We start from the raw sequence: 23,801 nt of genomic DNA, 5'->3' as shown, positions 1-23,801 counted from the left end.
TCATAATTGGTCCAACAGTTCAGCGCGGCCAGCGATCTTTATCGCGCCTGCGGCGGACTACACAAAAGATTAAAAAATGAGTTTTGCTCAAGATGGCAACATTTTGGGCCACGAGATTGCGTATCGCTAATTGAAAAAGCAGGTACGCACTAAAGGATTTGGTGCCATGGCTATCGAGCCAAAATCACCGCGCAAACGTGCGGTTAAGAAATCAAGTAAGAAATCAAGTAAGAAATCATTAGGCGTTCCCACAGTTGATATAACTGCAGATGGAGCAGAAAGTGCAGCATCTGAGACAGAGGCTGCTCCTAAATCGCGTAAGAAAGCTGCCGCGATCCCAGTTCCTGTCTTTCAAGCTGCGCCGATCGACGCTGTTGCTCCTAAGCGCGCAACTAAAGCTGCCAAGAAGCAAGCACCGGCAAAAGAGAGTGCTGAACCAGTGGCAACGGATGCCGACTCTGAAGATTCAGATTCCCGCACCGGACGCAATCGCCGTCGCCGTCGCGGTGGCCGCGGTCGTCGCAAGCCACAAGTTGATGGTCAAACAACGGATGATTTAGATTCTGAAGAAGGCACAGATGATGAATCTGGCGATTCCGAGGATGGTTCGGCTGAAGGTGGCACGCATCGCCGTCGCCGTCGCCGTCGTGCAACGGGTGAAGGCATCACACCAGGTGAAGTCATTGATGAAGATGGTGTTGTCACTATCGTTAAAGTTCGCGAAGTTCGTGAAAAATCAGAGCGACCAGCACGTGAGCGCACAGAGCGTGGAACACGTAATCGCCGTGATCGCGATCGTGGGCGCAGTGAGTCTCGTGAATACCGCGAGCCATATCGCCGCCGTGGAACCATTATTACTGATGGCGAATTCTTAGCTCGTCGTGAAAATGTTGATCGCGAGATGGTGGTTCGCCAAATCGGAGATCGTATCCAGATTGCTGTTATTGAAGATAATGTGATGGTTGAGCACTATGTCAATAGAAATGCCAACGTCTCCTATGTGGGTAACGTCTATCTCGGTCGCGTGCAGAACGTGCTGCCATCGATGGAAGCAGCCTTCGTTGATATCGGTAAGGGACGCAATGCCGTTCTCTATGCTGGTGAAGTTAATTGGGATGCAGCCGGAATTTCTGAATCTGAACCTCGCAAGATTGAAATGGTCTTAAAGACAGGTCAACCTGTTCTTGTTCAGGTAACAAAAGATCCGATTGGTCAAAAGGGTGCACGCCTAACTAGCCAAATCTCACTTCCAGGACGATATGTTGTCTATGTTCCTGGCGGTGGCATGAGCGGAATCTCAAAGCGTCTTCCAGAATCAGAGCGCACTCGCCTTAAAGGGATTCTTAAGAATTTAATCCCTGATACTGCCGGCGTCATTGTGCGCACAGCTGCAGAAGGTGTCTCTGAAGTTGAACTCACCGCAGATGTGGAAAGACTGAAAGCGCAATGGGAAGATATTTTCCAGAAGTCAGAAAATCCAAACTTCCATGCACCGGCGCTTCTGCTCTCAGAGCCAGATCTTGCCGTGCGCGTTATCCGCGATATCTTCAATGAAGATTTCCGCAAGCTGATCATTCAGGGCAATGAAGCATGGGATGAAATCACTTCCTACCTAGGCTCCATCGCTCCAGAACTTGTGGCCAAGATTGAAAAGTATTCAGGCAGCGGAGATCTATTTGCTGATTACCGCGTCGAGGAGCAGTTAGCTAAGGCCTTTGATCGCAAGGTCTATCTGCCGTCAGGTGGTTCACTTGTTATCGATCGCACCGAAGCAATGGTTGTTATTGATGTGAACACAGGTAAGTTCATTGGTAAGGGTGGAAACCTGGAAGAGACAGTGACTAAGAACAACTTAGAAGCGGCAGAGGAGATTGCCCGTCAACTTCGTCTTCGTGACTTAGGTGGAATTGTTGTTATCGACTTCATCGATATGGTTCTTGAATCAAATCGTGATGCCGTGCTTCGTCGCCTCGTTGAATCACTGGGTCGCGATCGCACCAAGCATCAAGTTGCTGAAGTAACCTCACTAGGTCTGGTTCAAATGACTCGTAAGCGTGTGGGACAAGGTCTGATTGAAGCCTTCTCAACCACATGTGATTCATGTAATGGACGTGGAATTCATGTACATATGGATCCAGTGAAGATGAAGGCACCGATGCCACAAGTGAATTCACAGTCATCACATCATCCAGATGTTGAAGAAGATTCAGCAACGGATCATGAATTTCATGAAACGTTAAATGATGAGAGTCCAGCAGAAGAAGCTGAAGCAGTCGTTACCCCCAAGGGAAAGCGCCGCCGCAGGGCCGCTAGCTCCGGGGTCATCACCGCCTAGCCTCATAAATGAAGTGAATTTAGGGGTCAATTTGACCCATGGGGTATGAAATCCGTACCCTTAGCGTCTGCCTGAACGCGCTCTATGCGTGAATCAAGCTTGAAACTATTACACGAAGAACTGAGGCAATGAGCATGTACGCAATCGTTAAAGCTGGCGGACGCCAGGAGAAGGTAACTGTTGGCGAGACCATCACCGTTGATCGCATCGACGCTGCTGCTGGTTCATCAGTTTCTTTCCCAGCTCTGCTGGTCGTTGATGGCGCAAGTGTCACAACAGACCCAAAGGTTCTCTCAAGCATCAAGGTCACTGGCGAAGTGATTGACGAAGTAAAGGGTCCAAAAATCGACATCCTTCGTTACAAGAACAAGACAGGTCATCGCCGTCGTCAAGGTTTTCGTGCACAGCACACTCGCGTAAAGATCACCGCAATCAGCGGTGCTAAGTAAGGGTTAAGGGAGCAAATAAATGGCAAGTAAAAAGGGTGTTTCCTCAACTCGTAACGGTCGCGATTCAAACCCACAGTACCTCGGTATTAAGCGTTTCGGCGGTCAAGAAGTTAATGCAGGTGAGATTCTCGTTCGTCAGCGTGGAACACACTTCCACCCAGGCAAGAACGTAGGACGCGGTAAAGACGACACACTATTTGCTCTTGCAGCTGGTGCAGTTGAATTCGGTCGCGCTCGCGGTCGTCGCGTAGTGAATGTAGTCCCTGCAGTTTAATTAAGGTTTCTCTACAAAGAGCGGGCCGCATTTATCGCGGTCCGCTTTTTTATTTAACAAATATTTCAACAGATAACTGGAAGGGCAGGTGAGGTCAGATGGCAACATTTATCGATAGCGTCACTCTCTTTGCCACTGCCGGAAAAGGCGGCGACGGCTGCGTCTCTGTTAAGCGTGAAAAATTCAAGCCACTCGGTGGGCCAGATGGTGGTAATGGCGGACGCGGGGGAGACATCATTTTGGTTGTTGATTCATCTGTGACAACCCTGCTTGATTTCCACCACTCACCACATCGCAAAGCAACATCAGGTCACCAAGGTTTCGGTGATCGTAAAGATGGAGTATCAGGTGAAGATCTCATCATGGCTGTTCCTAATGGCACAGTTGTCTATGATGAAAATGGGACACAAATTGCAGATCTCGTTGGTATCGGCACAACATTTCTTGCTGCACGTGGAGGCCACGGCGGATTAGGAAACTTAGCTCTCTCTTCTTCTAAGCGCCGCGCACCAGGGTTTGCACTTCTTGGTGAGCCAGGTGAAGAACGCAGACTCACACTCGAACTTAAATCAGTTGCTGATATCGCACTCGTTGGTTTTCCTAGCGCCGGTAAATCCTCTCTCATCGCCGCCGTTTCTGCTGCGCGACCAAAGATTGCCGACTATCCATTTACTACTCTTGTGCCAAATCTTGGTGTTGTCCAAGCTGGTGATACCCGCTTTACCGTGGCAGATGTTCCAGGACTTATTCCAGGTGCATCACAAGGAAAAGGCCTTGGACTTCAATTCTTGCGCCACGTAGAGCGCTGCGTCGCACTTGTACACGTTCTTGATTGCGGCACTCTGGAGACAGATCGCAACCCGGTTGATGATTTAGATGCAATTGAAAATGAGCTCGCACTCTATGGCGGCCTGGAAGATCGCGTTCGTATTGTCGCACTCAATAAAATTGATTTACCTGATGGCAAAGCGATGGCCGATATGGTGCAGGAGCAGCTGAAAGAAAAAGGTTACGAGGTTTATCCAGTATCTGCAGCAAGCCGGGAAGGTTTACCTGAACTTATGTATGCCATGGCTCGACTTGTGCAACGAGAGCGAGCAGAGGCTGCAAAAGAAGAACGCACTCGCATCATCTTGCGCCCCGTTGCAGTCGATGATTCCGGGTTCTCTGTTCAACTCAATGGTGATGGATCCTTTAGCGTGCGCGGACAGAAAGTAGTTCGTTGGGTGCGCCAGACAAACTTTAAGAATGCCGAAGCTATTGGTTATCTCGCAGATCGCCTGGCGCAGTTAGGTGTAGAAAAAGAACTCTTTAAGAAGGGCGCAGTTGCCGGTTCTGAAGTGCGCATTGGTTCTGGTGATAACGAAGTTGTCTTTGAATGGGAGCCAACTATTGAAGCCGGCGCTGAGCAACTTGCTGGCTTCTTACATCGCCGCGGTGAAGATTCACGTCTTGAAGGTGCATGGGGCGCAGTTGAGCCTGAGGTAGATAAACTTTCAGATGACGAAATTGCCCGTCAATGGGAATATAACGTGGAAGAGCCAACAAATCCTGAAATAAAGTTATCATTAGCTCAACTAGAAGAGAGCGAAGAAGAAAGTCATGACAAGTGAACCGCGAGGCTTTAACCAGCGCTAAGCGCATCGTCATCAAAATCGGCTCGTCATCTCTCACCGGTGCTGCTGGGTCAGAGTTAGATCCACACGCTGTCGCCAAGATTGTTGACTTTGCTTACTCACTTAAAAAGCGCGGCGCCGATGTACTCCTTGTTTCATCTGGTGCGATTGCTGCCGGGTTGGCGCCATTGGGCTTAAAGGTGCGGCCAAAGGATTTAGCTACCCAACAAGCGGCGGCCTCGGTCGGACAAGGTTTACTTATTGCCCAGTACCACGAGAAGTTTTCTGCCCATGGTGTTATCTCTTCCCAGGTTCTGCTGACCACTGAAGATATTGTGCGCCGCTCGCACTATCAAAATGCGCAGCAAACGCTCACTAAATTGCTCTCACTGGGTGTGATTCCGATTGTCAATGAAAATGACACCGTTGGAACCCAGGAAATTAGATTTGGTGACAACGATCGGCTCGCAGCACTTGTTGCACTGCTTATCCATGCTGATTTACTCATTCTGGTCTCAGATATTGATGCGCTCTATGACGCACCACCAACACAGAGTGGTGCACAACCAATTCGATATGTCGCCACAATGTCAGATATTGAAACCATTGTCTTAGGTGGAGCAGGCTCTGCCGGTGTGGGCAGTGGCGGAATGGTGACAAAGGTAGAGGCAGCGCGTATTGCAACGAGCGCTGGAATTGCGATGCTCCTTACATCACTTGCTCATTGCGGCCATGCAATCGCGGGTGAAGATTATGGAACCTTCTTTGCCCCGCAGAGTTCGAAGGCGACCTCACGTTTACTTTGGCTAGCGCATGCTTCCACTCCGCAAGGCCGCCTTATTCTGGATGCCGGAGCAGTGAAGGCAATTCTTGAAAGAGGAGTGTCCTTACTTCCAGCTGGTGTCACAGCTGTTGAAGGAGAGTTCATTTCGGGTGACACCGTTGAGCTTGCTTCTGAAGCTGGCAAAGTTATTGCACGTGGTCTCGTTGCATTTGATTCATCTGAAATTCCACAAATGCTAGGGCGTTCAACAAAGGAACTTGCGGCATCACTGGGCGCGGAATACGAGCGCGAGCTTGTGCATAGAGATGATTTAGTACTCCTATGAGCGCCGAAGCAATCATTGCTGAGCTGGCAAAGAAAGCCCGTATCGCTGCGCGCACTTTGTCTACAGCCACAGGCGCCGAGCGAAAGTCGGCACTTGAAGTTATTGCGCAGGCAATTGAATCGCGGAGCGCCGAAATCTTGGCGGCAAATGAAATTGATATGCAGAATGCACGCAAAGAGCAGATGCATCCGCAGATGCAGGATCGGCTCTTACTTACCGCAGAACGCATTAAAGGTATTGCTGGGGGAGCGCGCCAAGTGGCAGCCCTTGCAGATCCACTAGGAATTACGCTTCGTGAAAGTACGCTTCCTAACGGCCTTCATCTACAACAAGTATCGGTTCCGTTCGGTGTTATCGGCATGGTCTATGAGGCACGTCCAAATGTCACTGTCGATGCTGCAGTTATCTTGCTGATGTCAGGAAATGCTGCGCTCTTGCGTGGTTCATCAACAGCGCGTAATAGCAATGAAATCTTGGTCAACGTCATGCGCGATGCTTTGCGCACGACAAAGATTTCACCTGAAGTCATTCAACTTGTTCCATCAGAAGATCGGGCAACTACTAAAGCCTTGCTCACAGCTCGTGGGAAAGTAGACCTTGTCATCCCTCGCGGCAGCGCTGCTCTGATTCGTATGGTCGTAGATGAATCAACGGTGCCAACAATTGAAACTGGCGCTGGCGTGTGTCACGTCTATATTGATGAATTTGCAGATATTCAAAAGGCGCTTCCAATTCTTATTAACTCAAAGACACACAGGCCAAGTGTCTGCAATGCAGCAGAGACCTTGCTGGTGCATAAGGCAATCGCTCCAACATTCTTGCCAATGGCGCTGAAAGCTCTTAGCGATGCTGGTGTCATTTTGCATACTGATGCCACTGCTCAGAAGGTGGCCGAGAAGTTCAACATTGCAGCAACTATTGCAACGGATGAGAACTGGTCGACTGAGTACGGAGTTCTGGAGATGAATGTGGGAGTCGTAGATTCAGTAGATGCTGCAGCTGATCACATTGCGCAATACGGAACTAACCACACTGAAGCTATTGTCACTGAAGATAAAGCCGCCGCCGCTCGGTTTATCGCCCTCTCTGATTGCGCTGCGGTGATGGTCAATACCTCAACCCGATTTACCGATGGCGAACAAATGGGATTTGGTGCAGAGATTGGCATTTCAAATCAGAAGTTGCATGCACGCGGTCCAATGGGGTTAGAGGCGATGACAACTACTACCTGGATTGTTACCGGCACTGGCCAGATTCGCTCTTAAACCAAACCTTTTATAGACTCCAGCACATGAGCAGCCTCTCCCGCGATGATGTCGCAAAACTTGCAGGCCTTGCCCGAATTGAAATGACAGAGGAAGAGCTAGTAAGCCTTGCTTCCCAATTTGGAATGATTCTCGATGCCGTTGCTCGAGTGCAAGAGGTAGACCTGACAGGTGTGAAAGCAACATCGCATCCGCAACTTCTTGAAAATATTGCACGTCCAGATGTTGTGCTCCCAAGTCTTTCGCCAACAGATGCGCTCTCTGGTGCTCCGGCACAAGAGGAGCAACGTTTTCGCGTTCCACAAATTCTTGGTGAGGCAGAATGATTCGCCAGAACGCAACCCAGATGGCCGCTGCTTTGGCAGATGGATCAACTACTGCTGTTGAATTAACCAAGGCGCACCTCGATCAGATTGCGGCCGTTGATGGTCAAGTGAAAGCATTTTTACATGTTGATGCCGAAGGCGCACTTGCCCAAGCAAAGACGGTAGATGAAAAACGTAAGAGTGGCGAAAAGCTTTCACCTCTTGCCGGAATTCCATTAGCGCTCAAAGACGTGTTGGCACAACGCGGAGTTCCTACAACTGCTGGCTCAAAGATTTTGCAAGGCTGGCGCCCGCCCTATGACTCAACAGTTGTGAGCAAACTTAAAGATGCGGGCTTAGTGATATTAGGTAAGACAAATATGGATGAGTTTGCGATGGGTTCATCGACTGAAAACTCTGGCTATGGCCCGACATTTAATCCGTGGGATTTAACTCGCACACCCGGTGGTTCATCCGGTGGATCAGCTGCTGCCGTCTCTGCCTTTCAAGCACCTCTTGCAGTGGGTTCAGATACTGGTGGATCTATTCGCCAACCGGCAGCTCTTACCGGACTTGTCGGAGTTCGCCCCACATATGGCGCAGTCTCTCGCTTTGGTTTGATTGCATACTCATCAAGCCTTGATCAAGCAGGGCCCTTTGGTCGCACCGTATTAGACACGGCGCTTCTCCATGAAGTAATGGCAGGACATGATCCAAAAGATGCAACAAGTATTAATGCACCCGTACCAGCAGTTGTTGCTGCGGCAAAGAGCGGTGATGTTAAAGGTATGAAGATTGGTGTGATCAAGCAGCTACAAGGTGCTGGATATCAGAAGGGAGTTCAAACACGTTTTGATGAATCATTACAGGTTTTAGCTTCTCTTGGTGCTGAAATTGTGGAAGTAGATTGTCCAAACTTTGAATACGCACTTGCTGCCTATTACTTAATCGCGCCTTCTGAGTGCTCTTCGAACTTGGCACGCTTTGATGCGATGCGCTACGGACTTCGCACAGGAGATGCAGCTGGTGCATCGGCCGAAGCTGTCATGAGCGCTACTCGCGATGCTGGTTTTGGCCGCGAAGTAAAGCGTCGCATCATTCTTGGAACATATGCACTCTCTTCTGGTTATTACGATGCTTACTACGGCAGTGCGCAGAAGATTCGCACCTTAATCATTCAAGATTACGCAAAGGCATTTACCAAAGCCGATGTTCTAGTCTCGCCAACAGCTCCCACAACTGCTTATAAAATTGGGGAAAAAGTTGATGATCCGATGGCTATGTATTTAGGTGATGTGGCAACCATTCCGGTTAACCTTGCCGGAATCTGTGGCATGTCACTGCCGGCAGGTTTAGCTGAAGAAGATAATTTGCCAGTTGGTTTTCAAATCATGGCACCTGCCATGCAAGATCAACGTCTCTATCAAGCAGGGGCAGCACTGGAAGCAGCGCTACTTTCAAAGTGGGGCGCACCGATTCTTTCCCAGGCACCAGTGTTGGCAGGGGGCAAATAATGGCGCTTCCAACATATGACGAAGTAGTTGCTAAATGGGATCCAGTACTGGGTCTTGAGGTTCACGTTGAACTCAATACTCATAGCAAGATGTTCTGTTCTTGTGCCACAGAGTTTGGCGCAGAGCCAAATACCCAAACATGTCCGGTCTGTTTAGCCCTTCCTGGCGCACTGCCGGTGGTGAACGAGAAAGCAATTGAGTCAACGATTCTGATTGGCCTGGCACTGAACTGCAAAATCGCGCCATATAGTCGCTTTGCGCGCAAGAATTACTTCTATCCAGATATGCCGAAGAACTTTCAGATTTCCCAGTATGACGAACCGATCTGCTTTGATGGCTATGTCGATGTTGAAATCGATACTGATGAAGGTCCGAAGCAATTCCGAATTGAAGTTGAACGCGTACATATGGAAGAAGACACTGGAAAGTCACTCCACGTTGGAGGTGCTACCGGTCGTATTCATGGCGCTGATTACTCACTACTTGATTACAACCGAGCCGGAATTCCACTAGTTGAAATTGTTACCAAGATTGTTCCCGGCACAGGTAAGTACGCACCAGAGGTGGCAAAGGCTTATGTGGCAGAACTCCGCGACATCCTGCGCGGTCTGAAAGTATCTGATGTGAAGATGGAGCAAGGCTCACTGCGATGTGATGCCAACGTTTCACTCAAACCAATTGGCTCTGATGTTTTAGGAACCAGATCTGAGACAAAGAACGTGAACTCACTTCGCTCGGTCGAGCGTGCCATCCGTGGTGAAATGATTCGTCACGCAGAGCTACTCAATGAAGGCAAGAAAGTTAAGCAAGAGACTCGTCACTTCCAAGAAGATACTGGCCTGACACGTTCTGGCCGCTCGAAAGAGCAAGCAGAGGATTACCGATACTTCCCAGATCCAGATTTACTTCCAGTCACACCGGCTGCCACCTGGATTGAAGAGCTTCGTGCAACCTTGCCAGAACGCCCATCACTACGTCGCAAGCGCATCAAAGAAGAGTGGAACGTGCCTGATAAAGAGATGCAGGCAATGATTAATGCTGATGTTTTAGATATTGTGGAAGCGACAGTATTACTCGGCGCAGATCCCACCAAGGCGCGCACGTGGTGGCTTGGTGAAATCTCGCGTATTGCAAATGATCAAAACATTGCAGTAACTGAACTGGCCATTACTCCAGCAGATGTTGCCGAACTTATCGCACTGGTGGCCGCAGGTGAACTCACCGACAAACTTGCCCGTCAAGTAGTTGAGGGCGTTATTGCTGGCGAAGGAAAACCAGCGCAAGTTGTGGCCAAGCGCGGAATTAAAGTTGTTAACGATGATGGTGCGCTCATGGCAGCCATTGAGAAAGTCTGCGCCGAACAAGCAGAGACTGCCGAGAAGGTACGCGGGGGACACTTACCTGCAGCTGGCGCCTTGATTGGCGCAGTCATGAAAGAGACAAAGGGCCAAGCAGATGCGGCGCGAGTTCGCGAGCTCCTACTTGGCCACTTAGGTCAAGGCTAGTAACTAGTTAGTGCGCGCCTGCGCCTTCAGTTTCAACGAGTGATTCTTTTCCAATATTGATAAAGAAGAAGAGCACAATCGCGCCCGCAAATAAGAGCGCGGCACTGACTTTAAATGCACTGGTGAATCCATGCGTCACAGCAAATGGTTGAACCATCTTTCCAAGTTCAGTATGTGTTGCTGCATAGGCAGTCGTTGCAGTTGCCGCAATGGTATTAAGTAGCGCAACTCCCAGTGATCCACCAATCTGCTGAGAGGTGTTCACCATGGCACTTGCAACACCGGTGTCACGACCAGATACGCCATGGAGTGAAGTTGATGTCAGCGGGATAAACACCAGTGCCATACCTGAGCTCATGATGAGAAGTGATGGAAGAACATGTGTGACATAGCCAGTTTCAGGTGTGATGCGGGTGAGCATCAAAAGCCCAATTCCAGCGAAGATAAGCCCTGGCACCATGAGCGGCTTTGGTCCAATCTTCGGTAGTAGTTGGGAAGCAACTCCAGCGAAGATGATGATGCCAACAGAGAATGGCAAGAATGCAAAGCCAGAATGAAGTGGTGTGTATCCAAGAATCACTTGTAGGTAGAGACCCAGGAATAGGAACATTGAAAATAGCCCGGCTCCCACAATAAGTGAACCAAGGTATGAACCACCACGGTTGCGCTCGGTAATAACGCGAAGAGGCATCAGCGGACTTGCCACCTTTGATTCAATAACGACAAAGGCCACAAGCAGTACAACTGCGGCGGCAAAAAATGTGAGCGTGAGGGAATCAGTCCAGCCTTCACGAGCTGCTTCATTAAATCCGTAAGTGAGTGCGAAGAGGCCGGCCGTTGCTGTCACAACGCCAGGAATGTCATATTTCTTATCGCCAGCAGCTTTTGATTCATGCACAAACTTGGCTGCCAAGATGGCTGCGAGGATAGCGATTGGAGTATTGACGCCAAGGCACCAACGCCATGATGTGTATTCAGTAAGAACGCCGCCGACGATAAGTCCAATAGCTGCGCCGCCGCCAGAGATCGCGCCAAAGACACCAAATGCTTTTGCCCGCTCTTTTGGAACGGTAAATGTCACAGAGATGATTGCAAGAGCGGCCGGTGCAAGCAGGGCGCCGAAGACACCTTGTAAAGCGCGGGATGCAAAGAGCAATCCTTGCGTTGAGGCAATACCGCCGAGTGCTGATGCACCGGCAAATCCAAGGAGTCCGATAATGAAGATCTTCTTACGTCCCATGAAGTCACCTATGCGACCTCCCAGAAGCAGCAGTGAACCAAATGCCAATGTGTATGCGGTGATAATCCACTGCTGATTGGCATCAGAGATTCCCAAGTCAACCTTGGCGCTTGGAATCGCAATATTCATAATTGAGCTATCGAGAATCAACATCAATTGGGATATGGCTACGACGAAAAGCGTGCGCCATCTGGTTGGGTCAAGGGTCGTATCGGTTTCTTGCTTTGACACAGGAGTGTCTCCTTTTAATTGTTTTTAGGCTTGTCTCAAATCGAGTTGATAAGGGTAGAATTCTCTCATGTCAAAGATGAAACCTCGCTCCGGACTTGTCACTGATGGATTAGAGCGCGCCCCAGCGCGTGGAATGTTACGTGCTGTTGGAATGGGTGATGAAGATTGGGTGAAACCTCAGATCGGTATCGCATCTTCCTGGAATGAAATCACCCCATGTAATCTTTCATTAGATCGCCTTGCTAAAGCTTCTCGTAAAGGAATCATCGATGCTGGTGGATTCCCAATGCAGTTTGGAACTATTTCAGTTTCAGATGGAATCTCCATGGGTCACGAAGGCATGCACTTCTCACTCGTTTCACGCGAGGTAATCGCTGATTCAGTAGAAACTGTGATGCAGGCAGAGCGCCTTGATGGAATGGTGACATTTGCTGGTTGCGATAAATCACTTCCTGGCATGATGATGGCTGCTGCTCGCCTAGATGTGGCATCAGTCTTTGTTTATGCCGGTTCCACTCTTCCTGGTCAGGTTGATGGAAAAGATGTCACGATTATCGATGCCTTTGAAGCAGTAGGTGCCTGTGCTCGTGGATTAATTACCCAAGATCGGGTAGACCAAATTGAAAAGGCCATCTGTCCTGGTGAGGGAGCTTGTGGTGGAATGTTTACCGCCAACACCATGGCAAGTATCGCTGAAGCAATTGGCCTTGCACTTCCAGGATCTGCGGCCCCTCCTGCGGTAGATCGTCGTCGCGATGCATTTGCCGAGCAATCTGGCGCTGCAGTAGTGAATTTGATTGCTAAAGGAATTACTACTCGCGATATCTTGACCAAGAAAGCTTTTGAAAATGCCATCACAATCTTGATGGCACTGGGTGGCTCAACCAATGCTGTATTGCACTTGCTTGCAATCGCCCACGAGGCTGAAGTTGACCTCACACTGGAAGATTTCCATCGCATTGGTTCCAAGGTTCCACTTATTGGAGATCTCAAGCCATTTGGAAAGTTTGTCATGACCGATATTGACCGTGTGGGCGGAATTCCCGTTGTCTTGCGCGTCTTACTCGATGCTGGTTATCTACATGGAGATTGTCTAACTGTTACCGGCAAGACCATGGCTGAGAATTTAGCTGATATCAAGCCGCCACTGGCTGACGGTGAAGTATTGCGTGGTATTGATAAGCCACTTTCGACAGATGTGGGAATCACAATTCTTGATGGCTCACTTGCTCCAGAAGGTGCGGTCAGTAAGACAGCCGGGATTGGGGTTGAAAAATTCGAAGGTCCTGCTCGGGTATTTGAACGCGAACAGTTGGCGATGGATGCTCTTGAAAACGGAACGATTAAAGAAGGTGATGTAGTTGTGATCCGTTATGAAGGTCCTAAGGGTGGACCGGGCATGCGCGAGATGTTGATGATTACCGGCGCAATCAAAGGTGCTGGTCTTGGTAAGAAAACACTCTTGCTTACCGACGGTCGATTCTCGGGCGGTTCCACCGGACTATGTGTGGGACACATTGCACCGGAAGCAGTTGATGGTGGACCGATTGCATTTATTAAAGATGGCGATCTGATTCGTATTGATATCGCTACTCGAAAACTAGATTTATTGGTAGATGCGGCAGAACTGGAAGCGCGCAAAGTGGGGTGGAAACCACTGCCTCATAAGTACACCCGTGGCGTTCTCGCTAAGTATTCAAAGCTTGTTGGGTCAGCATCTAAGGGCGCGGTCTGCGATTAACTGATGCCCGGCCAATGGCTGTCTCATAAATTGAGACCTGCATCTCACCTCTTGACTCACACGGCACCTGCGTTGGATAATAAGCGCATGCAATCAACACGTTCGTCAGTTCTGTCAGTGGTGGTGATTCGATAGCGCGTGCCTTCACGTCACACGCGCCCTCAGATATCTGAGGGTTTTTTCATTTAGCAAGATTGCGCACGATGAGATTAGGGAAAGGAGTACGAAGATGGCCACACATGTTCCAACAGCAAACGGCACCGCGATGACTGGAGCTACCGCTCTTGTGAAGAGCTTGGAAGCTGCTGGCGTTGAAGTGATGTTCGGACTTCCTGGTGGCGCCATTCTTCCTGCTTACGATCCAATTTATGATTCAACAATTCGCCACATTCTTGTGCGCCACGAGCAAGGCGCGGGCCATGCTGCAACTGGATACGCCCAAGTTTCTGGTCGCGCTGGTGTTTGTATTGCAACATCAGGACCAGGTGCGACAAACCTGGTAACGCCATTAATGGATGCTTCCATGGACTCAGTGCCACTTGTTGCAATCACCGGTCAGGTGCCATCTGCGGCAATCGGAACTGATGCTTTTCAAGAGGCAGATATCCGTGGCATCACAATGCCATTTACTAAACATAATTATTTAGTTACTGATCCTGCCGAAATTGCTGGAGCTATCGCCGAAGCCTTCCACATTGCAACAACAGGTCGTCCGGGCCCAGTTCTTGTCGATATTGCAAAAGATGCGCTGCAGAAGATGACAACTTTTAATTGGCCAACCTCAATTAATCTAGCTGGCTATAAGCCGCAGACAACACCGAACGCGCAGGCAATCACCGATGCGGCAGCGCTGATTGCACAATCTTCTAAGCCAGTCTTCTATGTGGGAGGCGGAGTAATCAAGGCAAATGCAGCTGCTGAACTTCGCGCACTTGTGGAACTTCTTGGTGCACCTGTTGTGACAACTTTGATGGCGCGCGGTGCTTTTCCAGATTCACATCCGTTGCATATGGGAATGCCTGGAATGCATGGAACAGTTGCGGCTGTTACTGCGCTACAAAAGGCTGACCTGCTTATTACATTAGGTGCTCGCTTTGATGATCGTGTCACTGGCAAGCTCTCCACCTTTGCGCCAAACGCCAAAATCCTCCATGCTGATATCGACCCTGCTGAAATTGGTAAGAACCGTCATGCTGATGTTGCCGTTGTGGGTGACATCAGAGAGACAATGGCGGCGCTTGTTCCGGCGTTGAAGGCAGCACTTGCTAAGAACAAGCCCGATCTCACCGCCTGGCTACGTCAGATGAATTCACTTAAATCAACTTATCCATTGGGCTTTGATATTCCAGATGATGGTTCACTTTCACCACAACTGGTTATCCAACGCCTTGGACAGATTTCTGGTACCGACACCATTTTCACCGCCGGTGTTGGTCAGCATCAGATGTGGGCATCGCAATTTATTTCTTACGAACATCCACGCACCTGGCTTAACTCAGGTGGCGCCGGAACTATGGGCTATGGCGTTCCTGCTGCCATGGGTGCAAAAGTTGCAGCACCTGATACAACTGTCTGGGCTATCGATGGCGACGGGTGTTTTCAAATGACTAATCAAGAGTTAGTAACGTGCGCGCTAAATAACATTCCAATCAAAGTTGCCATCATCAACAATGAATCACTCGGCATGGTCCGCCAGTGGCAGACCCTGTTCTATGACAGTCGTTACTCAAATACATCACTTGATTCAAAGCGCGTTCCCAACTTTCCAATGCTTGCCGAATCCATGGGTTGTGTGGGACTTGCCTGCGAACGCCCAGAAGATCTTGATAAGACAATTGAAAAAGCTATGTCAATTAATGATCAACCAGTTGTCGTCGATTTCCGCGTGCACCGTGATGCCATGGTCTGGCCGATGGTTGCCGCTGGCACATCAAATGACGAGATCATGATTGCTCGGGCTACCGCCCCCGACTGGGATTCACAGGAGCTCTAATGACTACAGCCTCCCGTCGCCAACACACGCTCGAAGTTCTGGTTGAAAACTCCCCTGGAGTTTTGGCTCGCGTGGCTGGACTATTCTCACGTCGTGCCTTCAATATTGATTCGCTCAATGTGGGTCCAACCCAAGACCCAACAATTTCCAAGATGGTTATCGTCGTTGGGGTGGAAGGTCACTCACTTGAGCAGGTCATCGCCCAGCTCGATAAGTTAATTAGCGTGATTTCAATTAAGGAAGTCTTGACCGGCAGTAAATCTGAAGTAATAAGTACCCAACCCGACTATCAAAACTAAGCAAGAAACTACTAAAGGAGAAATACCGTGGCAACGATGTATCACGAAGACGATGCAGATCTAGCAATCATCCAAGGTCGCAAGGTCGCGATCATCGGTTACGGCTCACAAGGCCACGCACATGCCTTAAACCTACGTGACTCAGGTGTCGATGTCCGCGTTGGTCTCAAAGAGGGCTCACCATCTCGTGCAAAGGCAGAGGCAGAAGGCTTGCGTGTTGTCAGCGTTGCCGAAGCGGTTAAGGAAGCAACTGTCATCATGCTCCTTGCACCAGATCACTTGCAGCGTCATATTTACACAGATTCAATCTTGCCTAACCTAAAAAAGGGCGATGCCCTCTTCTTTGGTCACGGATTTAATATTCGCTTCGGTTACATCAAGCCAACTGCAGAAGTAGATATCTGCATGGTTGCGCCAAAGGGACCAGGTCACTTAGTACGCCGCGAATATGCAGCCGGCCGCGGAGTTCCTGTCATCGTTGCAGTGGAACAAGATTCAACTGGTAGCGCTTGGCCGCTCACACTTTCTTATGCAAAGGCAATCGGTGGACTTCGCGCCGGTGGAATTCTTACAACCTTCACTGAAGAGACTGAGACAGATCTATTCGGTGAGCAGGCAGTTCTCTGTGGCGGTGCCTCACAGCTAGTGATGTATGGCTTTGAGACTCTTGTGGAAGCGGGATACCAACCAGAGGTTGCTTACTTTGAGTGCCTGCACGAACTTAAGCTCATCGTTGACCTTATGTATGAAGGTGGAATTGCAAAGCAGCGTTGGTCTGTGTCAGATACTGCTGAATTCGGTGACTATGTCTCAGGACCACGCGTTATTGATCCACGCGTGAAAGAGAATATGAAGACTATCCTGTCTGAAATTCAATCTGGTGCATTTGCAAAGCGCTTCATTGATGATCAAGAAGCAGGTGGAGTTGAATTCAAGGCGCTACGTGCCAAGGGTGAAACCCACATCATTGAAAATGTAGGACGCGAACTTCGCAAGATGTTTACCTGGATTAAGAGCTCAAATAAGGATGATTACAAAGAGGGAAGTGCAGCGCGTGGCTAAACCCGTTGTATTAATTGCTGAAGAACTCAGCGCTGCAACACTAGATGCCCTAGGACCTGACTTTGAAGTTCGCAATTGCGACGGTGCAAACCGCGCTGAACTTCTGGCAGCACTGGGCGCCGGAGTGGACGCGGTTCTGATTCGCTCTGCGACCAAGATGGATGCAGAGGCAATTGCTGGTGCAAAGGGTCTAAAAGTTATTGCTCGTGCAGGTGTGGGTCTTGATAACGTAGATATTCCAGCTGCAACTGCGGCCGGAGTAATGGTTGTTAATGCACCTACTTCAAACATAGTTTCAGCAGCAGAACTCGCAATTTCATTGTTGCTTGCTTCCGCTCGATTTATCTCACCAGCCCATGCGGCACTTCGCAATGGCAAGTGGGCGCGTTCAAAGTACACCGGAGCTGAGCTCTTCGAAAAGACTCTTGGTGTTGTTGGTTTCGGTCGTATTGGACAACTCGTGGCTCATCGCATGCAGGCATTTGGCATGAACATCATTGCATTCGATCCTTACTTGCAACCAGCGAAAGCAGCGCAATTAGGCGTTGAATTAGTAGAGCTCGATGAACTTCTTAAACGAAGTGATTTCATCACCATTCACCTTCCTAAGACAAAAGAGACTGCCAACCTCATCGGTGTGGAAGCGCTGAAGAAGGTTAAGAAGGAAGTTCGCATCATCAACGCTGCACGTGGTGGCGTACTTGATGAGAGCGCTCTCTATGATGCCATCGTTGAAGGTCGCGTTGCCGGTGCTGGACTTGATGTCTATGTGACCGAGCCATGTACTGATTCACCTTTGTTCCAACTTGATCAAGTGGTTGCAACCCCGCACCTAGGAGCTTCTACTGATGAAGCACAAGAGCGTGCCGGAATTGCCGTTGCCGTTTCAGTGCGTAAAGCACTTGCTGGTGAACTGGTTCCTGATGCGGTCAACGTTAAAGGTGGAGCTATTCACGATGAGATTCGTCCATCACTTCCACTTGTGGAGAAGATGGCGCAACTAGCAACTGCTATTGCTGGTGAAACCCCAGTCTCCATGGAGATCATCGTAAAAGGTGATATCTCCGGTCATGACTCTTCTATTCTTGCAATCAGCGCTCTGAAGGGAGCCCTCGTTGCATCAGGTGCTGAAGATGTTACCTACGTCAATGCACCAGGGTTGGCTGCAGAGCGTGGGGTTACTTCATCTGTCACAACAACACCTGATAGCCCGGAGTACCGCAGCATGATTTCACTGCGTGCAGCTCTTAATAACGGAAAATCACTTGTCGTTGATGGAACTCTGATGGGCATTCGCAAAGTAGAGAAAATCATTGCAATCGATGGCTTTGATCTTGATCTGCCACCGACTGAAAACCTACTTTTCTTGCGTTATGCAGATAAGCCGGGAGTAGTTGGTGCGGTGGGTAATGCACTAGGTAGTGCCAAGATTAATATTGCTGGCATGCAGGTTGCTCGTATAACTGCTGGCGGTAGCGCACTTATGGCACTGACCGTTGATTCTGCTGTCTCTGATGCGGTTGCTGAAAGTGTTAAAAAAGAGACAGGCGCCGAGATAGTCCGATCAGTTAGGTTGGTGAACTAATGTCACGCACAATTAATCTTGCAGTTATTGCCGGCGATGGAATCGGTACTGAAGTAGTCGCTGAAGGACTTAAAGTCCTTGATGTCATTGCTACTAAATACGACCTCACCATCCACAAGACTCACTATGACTTAGGTGCCGGATATTGGCATCGCACGGGCGAAGTACTCCCAGATTCTGTTCTGGCAGAGCTTGCTAAATCAGACGTCATCTTGCTTGGAGCCGTTGGAGATCCCACTGTTCCTAGCGGAATCCTTGAGCGCGGACTTCTGCTTAAACTCAGATTCGCATTTGATCATTACATCAACTTGCGTCCGGCAAAGTTAATGCCTGGCGTTACAGGTCCACTTGCTACCAAGGCCCCTATCGATTTCATCGTTGTGCGCGAAGGTACCGAAGGACCATATGCCGGTTCTGGTGGATTTCTTGCCGAAGGCACACCTTATGAGATTGCAACTGAAGAGTCACTTAATACTCGACGGGGTGCAGAGCGTGTTATTCGTGATGCTTTTGCCCGCGCCGCCAACCGTGAACGTAAGAAGCTCACACTTGTTCATAAGAACAACGTGCTCACTCGTTCTGGCAGTCTCTGGACTCGCACATTTAATGAAGTTGCTAAGGAATTTCCAACAGTAACTACCGATTATTTACACGTTGATGCTGCCTCTATGTTCTTTGTTACCAACCCAGAGCGCTTTGATGTCGTTGTCACAGATAATCTCTTCGGAGATATCTTAACCGATATCGCAGCCGCAATTTGTGGTGGTATCGGCCTTGCCGCCTCTGGCAATATCAACCCAACGGGTCAATTCCCATCCATGTTTGAACCTGTGCACGGATCAGCACCTGACATCGCAGGTAAGAATATCGCTGACCCAACAGCGACAGTGATGTCTATTTCAATGATGCTCGATCACTTAAAGCTCCATGATGCGGCGCGCGATGTTGAAAGAGCTGTCGCAAGTGATCTCGCATCACGTGGGACGACAAAGCGCAGCACCACTGAAGTGGGTTCAGCGTTAGCAGCATTGGTGAAGTAAATGAAGATCACTCTAAATCCACACGCTGTTCCTACCGCAGAGCGCGAAGAAAAAGTCGCCAACTGTGGTTTTGGAAAGTATTACACCGACCATATGGTCGTATGTGAGTGGACTGAAAGTGGGGGATGGCAAGAGCCAGAGCTCAAGCCTTACGGCCCGATTACACTCGATCCGGCAACTGCAGTCTTTCATTACGGACAGGAAATCTTTGAAGGCATGAAGGCTTATCGCCAACCTGATGGCGGCATCGCACTCTTTCGCCCGGAGGCAAATGCTCGACGCTTTGCTAAATCTGCCAACCGTCTTGCACTTCCGGAAATGCCAGAAGCGTTGTTCTTAGAGACAATTCAAACTCTGGTAAAGCAAGATGCTGGTTGGGTTCCAGGAAAAATCGGAGAAGCTCTTTATATTCGCCCATTTATGATTGCAACAGAAGTCGGACTTGGTGTGCGGCCAGCAAATAAGGCCACCTATCTGCTCATTGCCACTCCAGCAGGAGCATATTTTGATCCATCCAAGGCAGTCTCGGTCTGGATCTCAACTGAATATGTTCGGGCAGCTCAAGGTGGAACAGGTGAAGCAAAGTGTGGCGGAAACTACGCTGCCTCACTGATCGCTCAGAAAGCTGCCGCAAAAGAGGGATGCGATCAGGTTGTCTGGATCGATGCCAAAGAACGTAAATGGGTAGAAGAGATGGGCGGCATGAACCTCTACTTTGTTAAAGGTAAAGGCGCCGATGCAACTGTGATAACTCCTAAGTTAACCGGAACTTTGTTGCCTGGAATTACTCGTGACTCAATTCTTTCAGTAGCCAAAGACCTTGGTTACAAGACAGAGGAAGTCATGCTCTCTATCGATGACTGGCGTGAAGGTGTGACTTCCGGTGAGATCACCGAAATCTTTGCCTGTGGCACAGCAGCTGTTGTTTCACCTGTCGGTCAAGCTAAGTCTGCGATGGGCACCTGGGTAACTGGCGACGGTGAACCCGGCACCATCACGATGCAGATTCGTAATCATTTATTGGCAATCCAACATGGCACCACGGAAGATAAGCACGGTTGGATGCAAAAGGTTGCGCTGTGAGCATCAGCGATGCCTTTCATATCTATGACACCACCCTTCGAGATGGTGCACAGCAAGAAGGCTTAAACCTTTCAGTTCACGACAAGCTCACTATTGCGCGCCATCTTGATGATCTCGGTGTTGGATTTATCGAAGGCGGCTGGCCAGGTGCCAACCCAAAAGATACTGAATTCTTTGCTCTGGCCAAGAAAGAGCTAAAACTTAAGAACGCCACCTTTGTGGCATTTGGTGCCACCCGTCGCCCGAATGTGAAGGCAGCAGATGATGTATTACTTGGCGCACTTCGTGACTCAGGGGCGCCGGCCGTAACACTGGTGGCAAAGTCATATGACCGACATGTGGAGCTAGCGCTGAAAACAACGCTGGCTGAAAACTTAGAAATGATTCGCGATTCAGTGACGCACTTACGTCAAGAGGGCCAGCGAGTTTTTCTTGATGCCGAGCACTTCTTTGATGGCTATCGCGCTAATCGTGCTTATGCTCTAGAAGTAGTTCGAGTTGCAGCAGAAGCTGGCGCAGATGTGATTGCACTGTGTGATACCAACGGTGGAATGCTCCCTGATGAAATTGCAGATGTGGTGCACGATATTCTCGGTGCCTCCTCTGCTCGACTTGGTATCCATTGCCACAATGACACTGGCTGCGCAGTTGCTAATTCAATGGCAGCAGTCAAGGCCGGTGTGACACACGTGCAGGGAACACTCAATGGTTACGGTGAGCGCACAGGTAACGCTGACCTGGTCACAATCATTGCTAACTTTGAATTGAAGAAGAAGAAAGAAGTTCTGCCCCAGAACGCACTGCGTGAGGCATTTCGCATCTCCCATGCAGTTGCTGAAGTAACCAATATTTCGCCATCACCGCGCCAGCCATATACCGGTGTCTCAGCCTTTGCACATAAGGCCGGACTTCACGCATCTGCCATTAAAGTTGATCCGGCGCTATATCAACATGAAGATCCAGAATCTGTTGGAAACGATATGCGGATGTTGGTCTCTGATATGGCAGGTCGTGCTTCAGTTGAATTAAAGTCCATGGAACTCGGAGTTGATCTCAATGGCGACCGCGAACTCATCGGTCGCGTTGTTGAGCGCGTTAAAGAGATGGAAGCTCGCGGCTTCACCTTTGAAGCAGCCGATGCCTCATTTGAACTCTTGCTACGTGAAGAAGCAACCGGAAAGCGCCCATCATTTTTCACCATTGATCACTGGCTCACCACAACTGAACGCGGTGCCAATAATGTGATTCTGACAAAAGCAGAGGTAACAGTTACCGCCCAAGGCAAAGAAATCACATGTTCTGGTGTTGGTAATGGTCCGGTGAACGCATTTGATACTGCACTTCGCGCCGGACTCAATCAGCTTTACCCAGAACTTTCCGCACTTGAACTCACTGACTATAAAGTGCGCATCCTGGAAGGTCGCCTGGGCACGGGGGCAGTTACTCGCGTTCTGATTGAAACTTCAGATGGAAAGGGTGAGTGGAATACCGTGGGTGTGCACGAGAACGTGATTGCCGCCTCGGCTATGGCGCTAGAAGATGCCCTTACCTTTGGTCTACTACGCCAGGGTCGCAAGTCGGAGTAGAAATTTCGCCTACCTCCTGTACTTTTTACCCATGACCAAGATGCTCAGTCGCAGATACACCAAGACTGAGTCATCCGATTGGCTGGCCCAAAGACTTAAGAAACTAGATATTCGCAGCTATGAAGAATTTGCCAATCTGGTCGGACTCGATCGCGGAACTATCTCGCGCTACTTCCGACATGATCGCCGGCCATCAATTGATGTGATTGCACCCCTATGTGAGGTTCTAGAAGTTTCGCCTGAAACTTTATTGATTGTCTTGGGCGCGTTAGATAAGCGTTAGTTTACGAACGGCTTTCGATGAAGAAGTCGGTAGTGCCTTCAATCGGAATGAAACTTCGCTCTGATAGATCATCAGCCCATAAGGTGTAGAAAATCAGGTACTCGTCATCGGTGAGTAAATCTCCCATGAATGCCTTGATATCTTCATAGGAGAGTTCGGTATTAATCAGGAGTTCAACTGAGCCATTCTCGCTGCGAGAAATAGATGGAACAGAGACAGACTCAGAAACCCGGATTCGCACCTTCACACGGTAGTCCAAATGTTGCTTATCCGCATCGGTTTATGACGGGGATATCGTGACTACGGGAGATATTCTTAATCTATGTCACACTTCGAGAAAATCTTGGCGGAATACTCTGCCCATCTCGAAAAAGAGCGCACGCTTTCAGTGCACACAATTCGTGCTTATCTAGGGGATCTCACTAGTTTCACCCAAAGCCTTGCTAGCCAAGGCGTGGCAGATATTTCTGTGGTAACGATTGCAAATATTCGTTCATGGCTGGCAACCCAACAAGTAACTGGCGGTGCGCGCACAACTCTCTCACGCAGAGCGGTCTCAATCCGCCTCTTTACTAAGTGGGCTGCTAAGAAGGGCTACTTAAGTAAGGACATAGGGGCAACCCTTGCTACACCGAAGGGCCATCGCACCCTGCCAGATGTGCTTACCGTTGGTGATGCCAGCACTGCCATGGATTCACTTGCCACGCGCGTGGCCGAAGAAGAGAGCCCGCTATCTAAGCGTGATTGCGCCATCGTCGAAGTGCTCTATGCATCTGGGGCTCGAGTTTCAGAACTCTGTGGCCTAGACCTTGGCGATATCGATTATCAGCGCAACACAATACGAGTGATTGGTAAAGGCGATAAGCAGCGCATGATTCCGCTGGGTAATCCAGCAATGAAGGCGTTAGATGATTGGTTAAAAAATGGCAGAGAAGAAATTGCAAGAAGTGGCTCAGCCCAAGCTGTTTTCTTAGGTGCTCGCGGTGCGCGCATTGATCAGCGCACAGTTCGCACCGTTGTCTATGAAGCACTCTCTGCTTTAGAAGGTGTTGAGCGAATGGGACCACATGCACTTCGTCATTCAGCTGCAACACATCTACTAGAAGGAGGGGCTGACCTTCGCACCGTGCAAGAGATATTGGGCCATGCATCCCTTGCCACTACCCAGATCTATACCCATGTATCGACGGAAAGATTGCAGAAAGCCTTTAAGCAGGCTCATCCTCGGGCGTAATCGTTGAATTGGGCGTGGATTTTGCACCCCTTGGCGGCAGGTAAGATTTGCC

20 protein-coding genes and 1 pseudogene are annotated in these 23,801 nt (G+C 49.5%); 19 read left to right on the top strand and 2 right to left on the bottom strand.

Features of this window, described 5'->3' with window-relative positions; genetic code table 11:
* Positions 1–166: 166 nt before the first annotated feature.
* From A1sIA79_RS04525 to gatB, 9 genes are all read left to right on the top strand, one after another.
* The gene (locus A1sIA79_RS04525; RefSeq protein ID WP_095675031.1) at positions 167–2,335 is read left to right on the top strand and encodes an Rne/Rng family ribonuclease; all 2,169 of its coding nucleotides are present in this window, start codon (positions 167–169) and stop codon (positions 2,333–2,335) included.
* 134 nt (positions 2,336–2,469) lie between these two features.
* The gene (gene rplU, locus A1sIA79_RS04520; protein WP_095675030.1) at positions 2,470–2,784 is read left to right on the top strand and encodes a 50S ribosomal protein L21; all 315 of its coding nucleotides are present in this window, start codon (positions 2,470–2,472) and stop codon (positions 2,782–2,784) included.
* A gap of 19 nt (positions 2,785–2,803) precedes the next feature.
* Entirely contained in the window at positions 2,804–3,058 is a 255-nt protein-coding gene (rpmA, locus tag A1sIA79_RS04515; protein WP_017954955.1) for a 50S ribosomal protein L27, read from the top strand.
* 98 nt (positions 3,059–3,156) lie between these two features.
* On the top strand, positions 3,157–4,671 hold the full coding sequence (gene obgE, locus A1sIA79_RS04510; protein WP_095675029.1) for a GTPase ObgE: 1,515 nt from the start codon (positions 3,157–3,159) through the stop codon (positions 4,669–4,671).
* A complete protein-coding gene (proB, locus tag A1sIA79_RS04505) occupies positions 4,668–5,783 on the top strand; it encodes a glutamate 5-kinase (protein ID WP_095675028.1) in 1,116 nt (371 codons plus the stop codon). Before obgE ends, proB begins: the two co-directional genes overlap by 4 nt.
* The gene (locus A1sIA79_RS04500) at positions 5,780–7,048 is read left to right on the top strand and encodes a glutamate-5-semialdehyde dehydrogenase (protein WP_095675027.1); all 1,269 of its coding nucleotides are present in this window, start codon (positions 5,780–5,782) and stop codon (positions 7,046–7,048) included. Before proB ends, A1sIA79_RS04500 begins: the two co-directional genes overlap by 4 nt.
* A gap of 26 nt (positions 7,049–7,074) precedes the next feature.
* Entirely contained in the window at positions 7,075–7,374 is a 300-nt protein-coding gene (gene gatC / locus A1sIA79_RS04495; protein ID WP_095675026.1) for an Asp-tRNA(Asn)/Glu-tRNA(Gln) amidotransferase subunit GatC, read from the top strand.
* A complete protein-coding gene (gene gatA, locus A1sIA79_RS04490) occupies positions 7,371–8,867 on the top strand; it encodes an Asp-tRNA(Asn)/Glu-tRNA(Gln) amidotransferase subunit GatA (protein ID WP_095675025.1) in 1,497 nt (498 codons plus the stop codon). Before gatC ends, gatA begins: the two co-directional genes overlap by 4 nt.
* Positions 8,867–10,372 carry an Asp-tRNA(Asn)/Glu-tRNA(Gln) amidotransferase subunit GatB gene (gatB, locus tag A1sIA79_RS04485; RefSeq protein WP_095675024.1) on the top strand — a complete coding sequence of 502 codons (1,506 nt, stop codon included), beginning with the start codon at positions 8,867–8,869 and terminating at the stop codon, positions 10,370–10,372. Before gatA ends, gatB begins: the two co-directional genes overlap by 1 nt.
* Positions 10,373–10,379: 7 nt before the next feature.
* On the opposite strand, the gene A1sIA79_RS04480 is transcribed toward gatB, so the two are convergent.
* Positions 10,380–11,843: an MFS transporter gene (locus A1sIA79_RS04480; RefSeq protein ID WP_095675023.1), complete on the bottom strand. Its 1,464-nt coding sequence runs from the start codon at positions 11,841–11,843 to the stop codon at positions 10,380–10,382.
* Between the two features lie 67 nt (positions 11,844–11,910).
* On the opposite strand from A1sIA79_RS04480, the gene ilvD reads away from it, so the two are divergent.
* The 9 genes and pseudogenes from ilvD (at position 11,911) to A1sIA79_RS04435 (ending at position 22,515) form a co-directional block, all read left to right on the top strand.
* A complete protein-coding gene (gene ilvD, locus A1sIA79_RS04475) occupies positions 11,911–13,584 on the top strand; it encodes a dihydroxy-acid dehydratase (RefSeq protein ID WP_095675022.1) in 1,674 nt (557 codons plus the stop codon).
* A gap of 229 nt (positions 13,585–13,813) precedes the next feature.
* Entirely contained in the window at positions 13,814–15,577 is a 1,764-nt protein-coding gene (locus A1sIA79_RS04470; RefSeq protein WP_095675021.1) for an acetolactate synthase large subunit, read from the top strand.
* Positions 15,577–15,822, top strand: a pseudogene (gene ilvN, locus A1sIA79_RS04465) (acetolactate synthase small subunit); the annotation flags it as partial. The gene A1sIA79_RS04470 and the pseudogene ilvN, both read left to right, overlap by 1 nt.
* A 90-nt stretch (positions 15,823–15,912) precedes the next feature.
* Positions 15,913–16,938, top strand: coding sequence for a ketol-acid reductoisomerase (gene ilvC / locus A1sIA79_RS04460; RefSeq protein WP_190277037.1), 1,026 nt, complete (start codon positions 15,913–15,915; stop codon positions 16,936–16,938).
* The gene (gene serA / locus A1sIA79_RS04455; RefSeq protein ID WP_190277036.1) at positions 16,904–18,523 is read left to right on the top strand and encodes a phosphoglycerate dehydrogenase; all 1,620 of its coding nucleotides are present in this window, start codon (positions 16,904–16,906) and stop codon (positions 18,521–18,523) included. Before ilvC ends, serA begins: the two co-directional genes overlap by 35 nt.
* Positions 18,523–19,563 carry a 3-isopropylmalate dehydrogenase gene (locus A1sIA79_RS04450; protein ID WP_095675018.1) on the top strand — a complete coding sequence of 347 codons (1,041 nt, stop codon included), beginning with the start codon at positions 18,523–18,525 and terminating at the stop codon, positions 19,561–19,563. Before serA ends, A1sIA79_RS04450 begins: the two co-directional genes overlap by 1 nt.
* A complete protein-coding gene (locus A1sIA79_RS04445) occupies positions 19,564–20,646 on the top strand; it encodes a branched-chain amino acid aminotransferase (protein ID WP_095675017.1) in 1,083 nt (360 codons plus the stop codon). It begins immediately after the preceding gene.
* Entirely contained in the window at positions 20,643–22,232 is a 1,590-nt protein-coding gene (cimA, locus tag A1sIA79_RS04440) for a citramalate synthase (RefSeq protein ID WP_095675016.1), read from the top strand. The genes A1sIA79_RS04445 and cimA overlap by 4 nt, the downstream gene beginning before the upstream one ends.
* Positions 22,233–22,263: 31 nt before the next feature.
* On the top strand, positions 22,264–22,515 hold the full coding sequence (locus tag A1sIA79_RS04435) for a helix-turn-helix domain-containing protein (protein ID WP_190277035.1): 252 nt from the start codon (positions 22,264–22,266) through the stop codon (positions 22,513–22,515).
* Position 22,516: 1 nt separating this feature from the next.
* Here the strand turns inward: A1sIA79_RS04435 and A1sIA79_RS04430 are convergent, their stop codons facing one another.
* Positions 22,517–22,756, bottom strand: a complete 240-nt coding sequence (locus A1sIA79_RS04430; RefSeq protein WP_125918788.1) for a hypothetical protein — start codon at positions 22,754–22,756, stop codon at positions 22,517–22,519.
* Between the two features lie 81 nt (positions 22,757–22,837).
* On the opposite strand from A1sIA79_RS04430, the gene A1sIA79_RS04425 reads away from it, so the two are divergent.
* Complete coding sequence (locus tag A1sIA79_RS04425; protein ID WP_095675013.1) at positions 22,838–23,749, top strand: tyrosine recombinase XerC; 912 nt, start codon at positions 22,838–22,840, stop codon at positions 23,747–23,749.
* The last annotated feature ends 52 nt before the right edge of the window (positions 23,750–23,801 follow it).

The organism is Candidatus Planktophila versatilis (genome assembly GCF_002288105.1).
In the GTDB taxonomy this organism is placed as follows: Bacteria; Actinomycetota; Actinomycetes; order Nanopelagicales; family Nanopelagicaceae; genus Planktophila; species Planktophila versatilis.
Note: the sequence above shows the minus strand (reverse complement) of the source record. Positions and strands in the feature narration are given on the sequence as shown.

What these genes read in the sequence shown, in the direction of transcription:
- ilvD (WP_095675022.1), top strand. Translation starts at nt 11,911, where the DNA reads ATGTCAAAGATGAAACCTCGCTCCGGACTTGTCACTGATGGATTAGAG.
- gatC (WP_095675026.1), top strand. Translation starts at nt 7,075, where the DNA reads ATGAGCAGCCTCTCCCGCGATGATGTCGCAAAACTTGCAGGCCTTGCC.
- A1sIA79_RS04470 (WP_095675021.1), top strand. Translation starts at nt 13,814, where the DNA reads ATGGCCACACATGTTCCAACAGCAAACGGCACCGCGATGACTGGAGCT.
- serA (WP_190277036.1), top strand. Translation starts at nt 16,904, where the DNA reads ATGATTACAAAGAGGGAAGTGCAGCGCGTGGCTAAACCCGTTGTATTA.
- A1sIA79_RS04450 (WP_095675018.1), top strand. Translation starts at nt 18,523, where the DNA reads ATGTCACGCACAATTAATCTTGCAGTTATTGCCGGCGATGGAATCGGT.
- obgE (WP_095675029.1), top strand. Translation starts at nt 3,157, where the DNA reads ATGGCAACATTTATCGATAGCGTCACTCTCTTTGCCACTGCCGGAAAA.
- gatB (WP_095675024.1), top strand. Translation starts at nt 8,867, where the DNA reads ATGGCGCTTCCAACATATGACGAAGTAGTTGCTAAATGGGATCCAGTA.
- gatA (WP_095675025.1), top strand. Translation starts at nt 7,371, where the DNA reads ATGATTCGCCAGAACGCAACCCAGATGGCCGCTGCTTTGGCAGATGGA.
- A1sIA79_RS04525 (WP_095675031.1), top strand. Translation starts at nt 167, where the DNA reads ATGGCTATCGAGCCAAAATCACCGCGCAAACGTGCGGTTAAGAAATCA.
- A1sIA79_RS04425 (WP_095675013.1), top strand. Translation starts at nt 22,838, where the DNA reads ATGTCACACTTCGAGAAAATCTTGGCGGAATACTCTGCCCATCTCGAA.
- A1sIA79_RS04435 (WP_190277035.1), top strand. Translation starts at nt 22,264, where the DNA reads ATGACCAAGATGCTCAGTCGCAGATACACCAAGACTGAGTCATCCGAT.
- A1sIA79_RS04500 (WP_095675027.1), top strand. Translation starts at nt 5,780, where the DNA reads ATGAGCGCCGAAGCAATCATTGCTGAGCTGGCAAAGAAAGCCCGTATC.
- ilvC (WP_190277037.1), top strand. Translation starts at nt 15,913, where the DNA reads ATGTATCACGAAGACGATGCAGATCTAGCAATCATCCAAGGTCGCAAG.
- rplU (WP_095675030.1), top strand. Translation starts at nt 2,470, where the DNA reads ATGTACGCAATCGTTAAAGCTGGCGGACGCCAGGAGAAGGTAACTGTT.
- A1sIA79_RS04445 (WP_095675017.1), top strand. Translation starts at nt 19,564, where the DNA reads ATGAAGATCACTCTAAATCCACACGCTGTTCCTACCGCAGAGCGCGAA.
- rpmA (WP_017954955.1), top strand. Translation starts at nt 2,804, where the DNA reads ATGGCAAGTAAAAAGGGTGTTTCCTCAACTCGTAACGGTCGCGATTCA.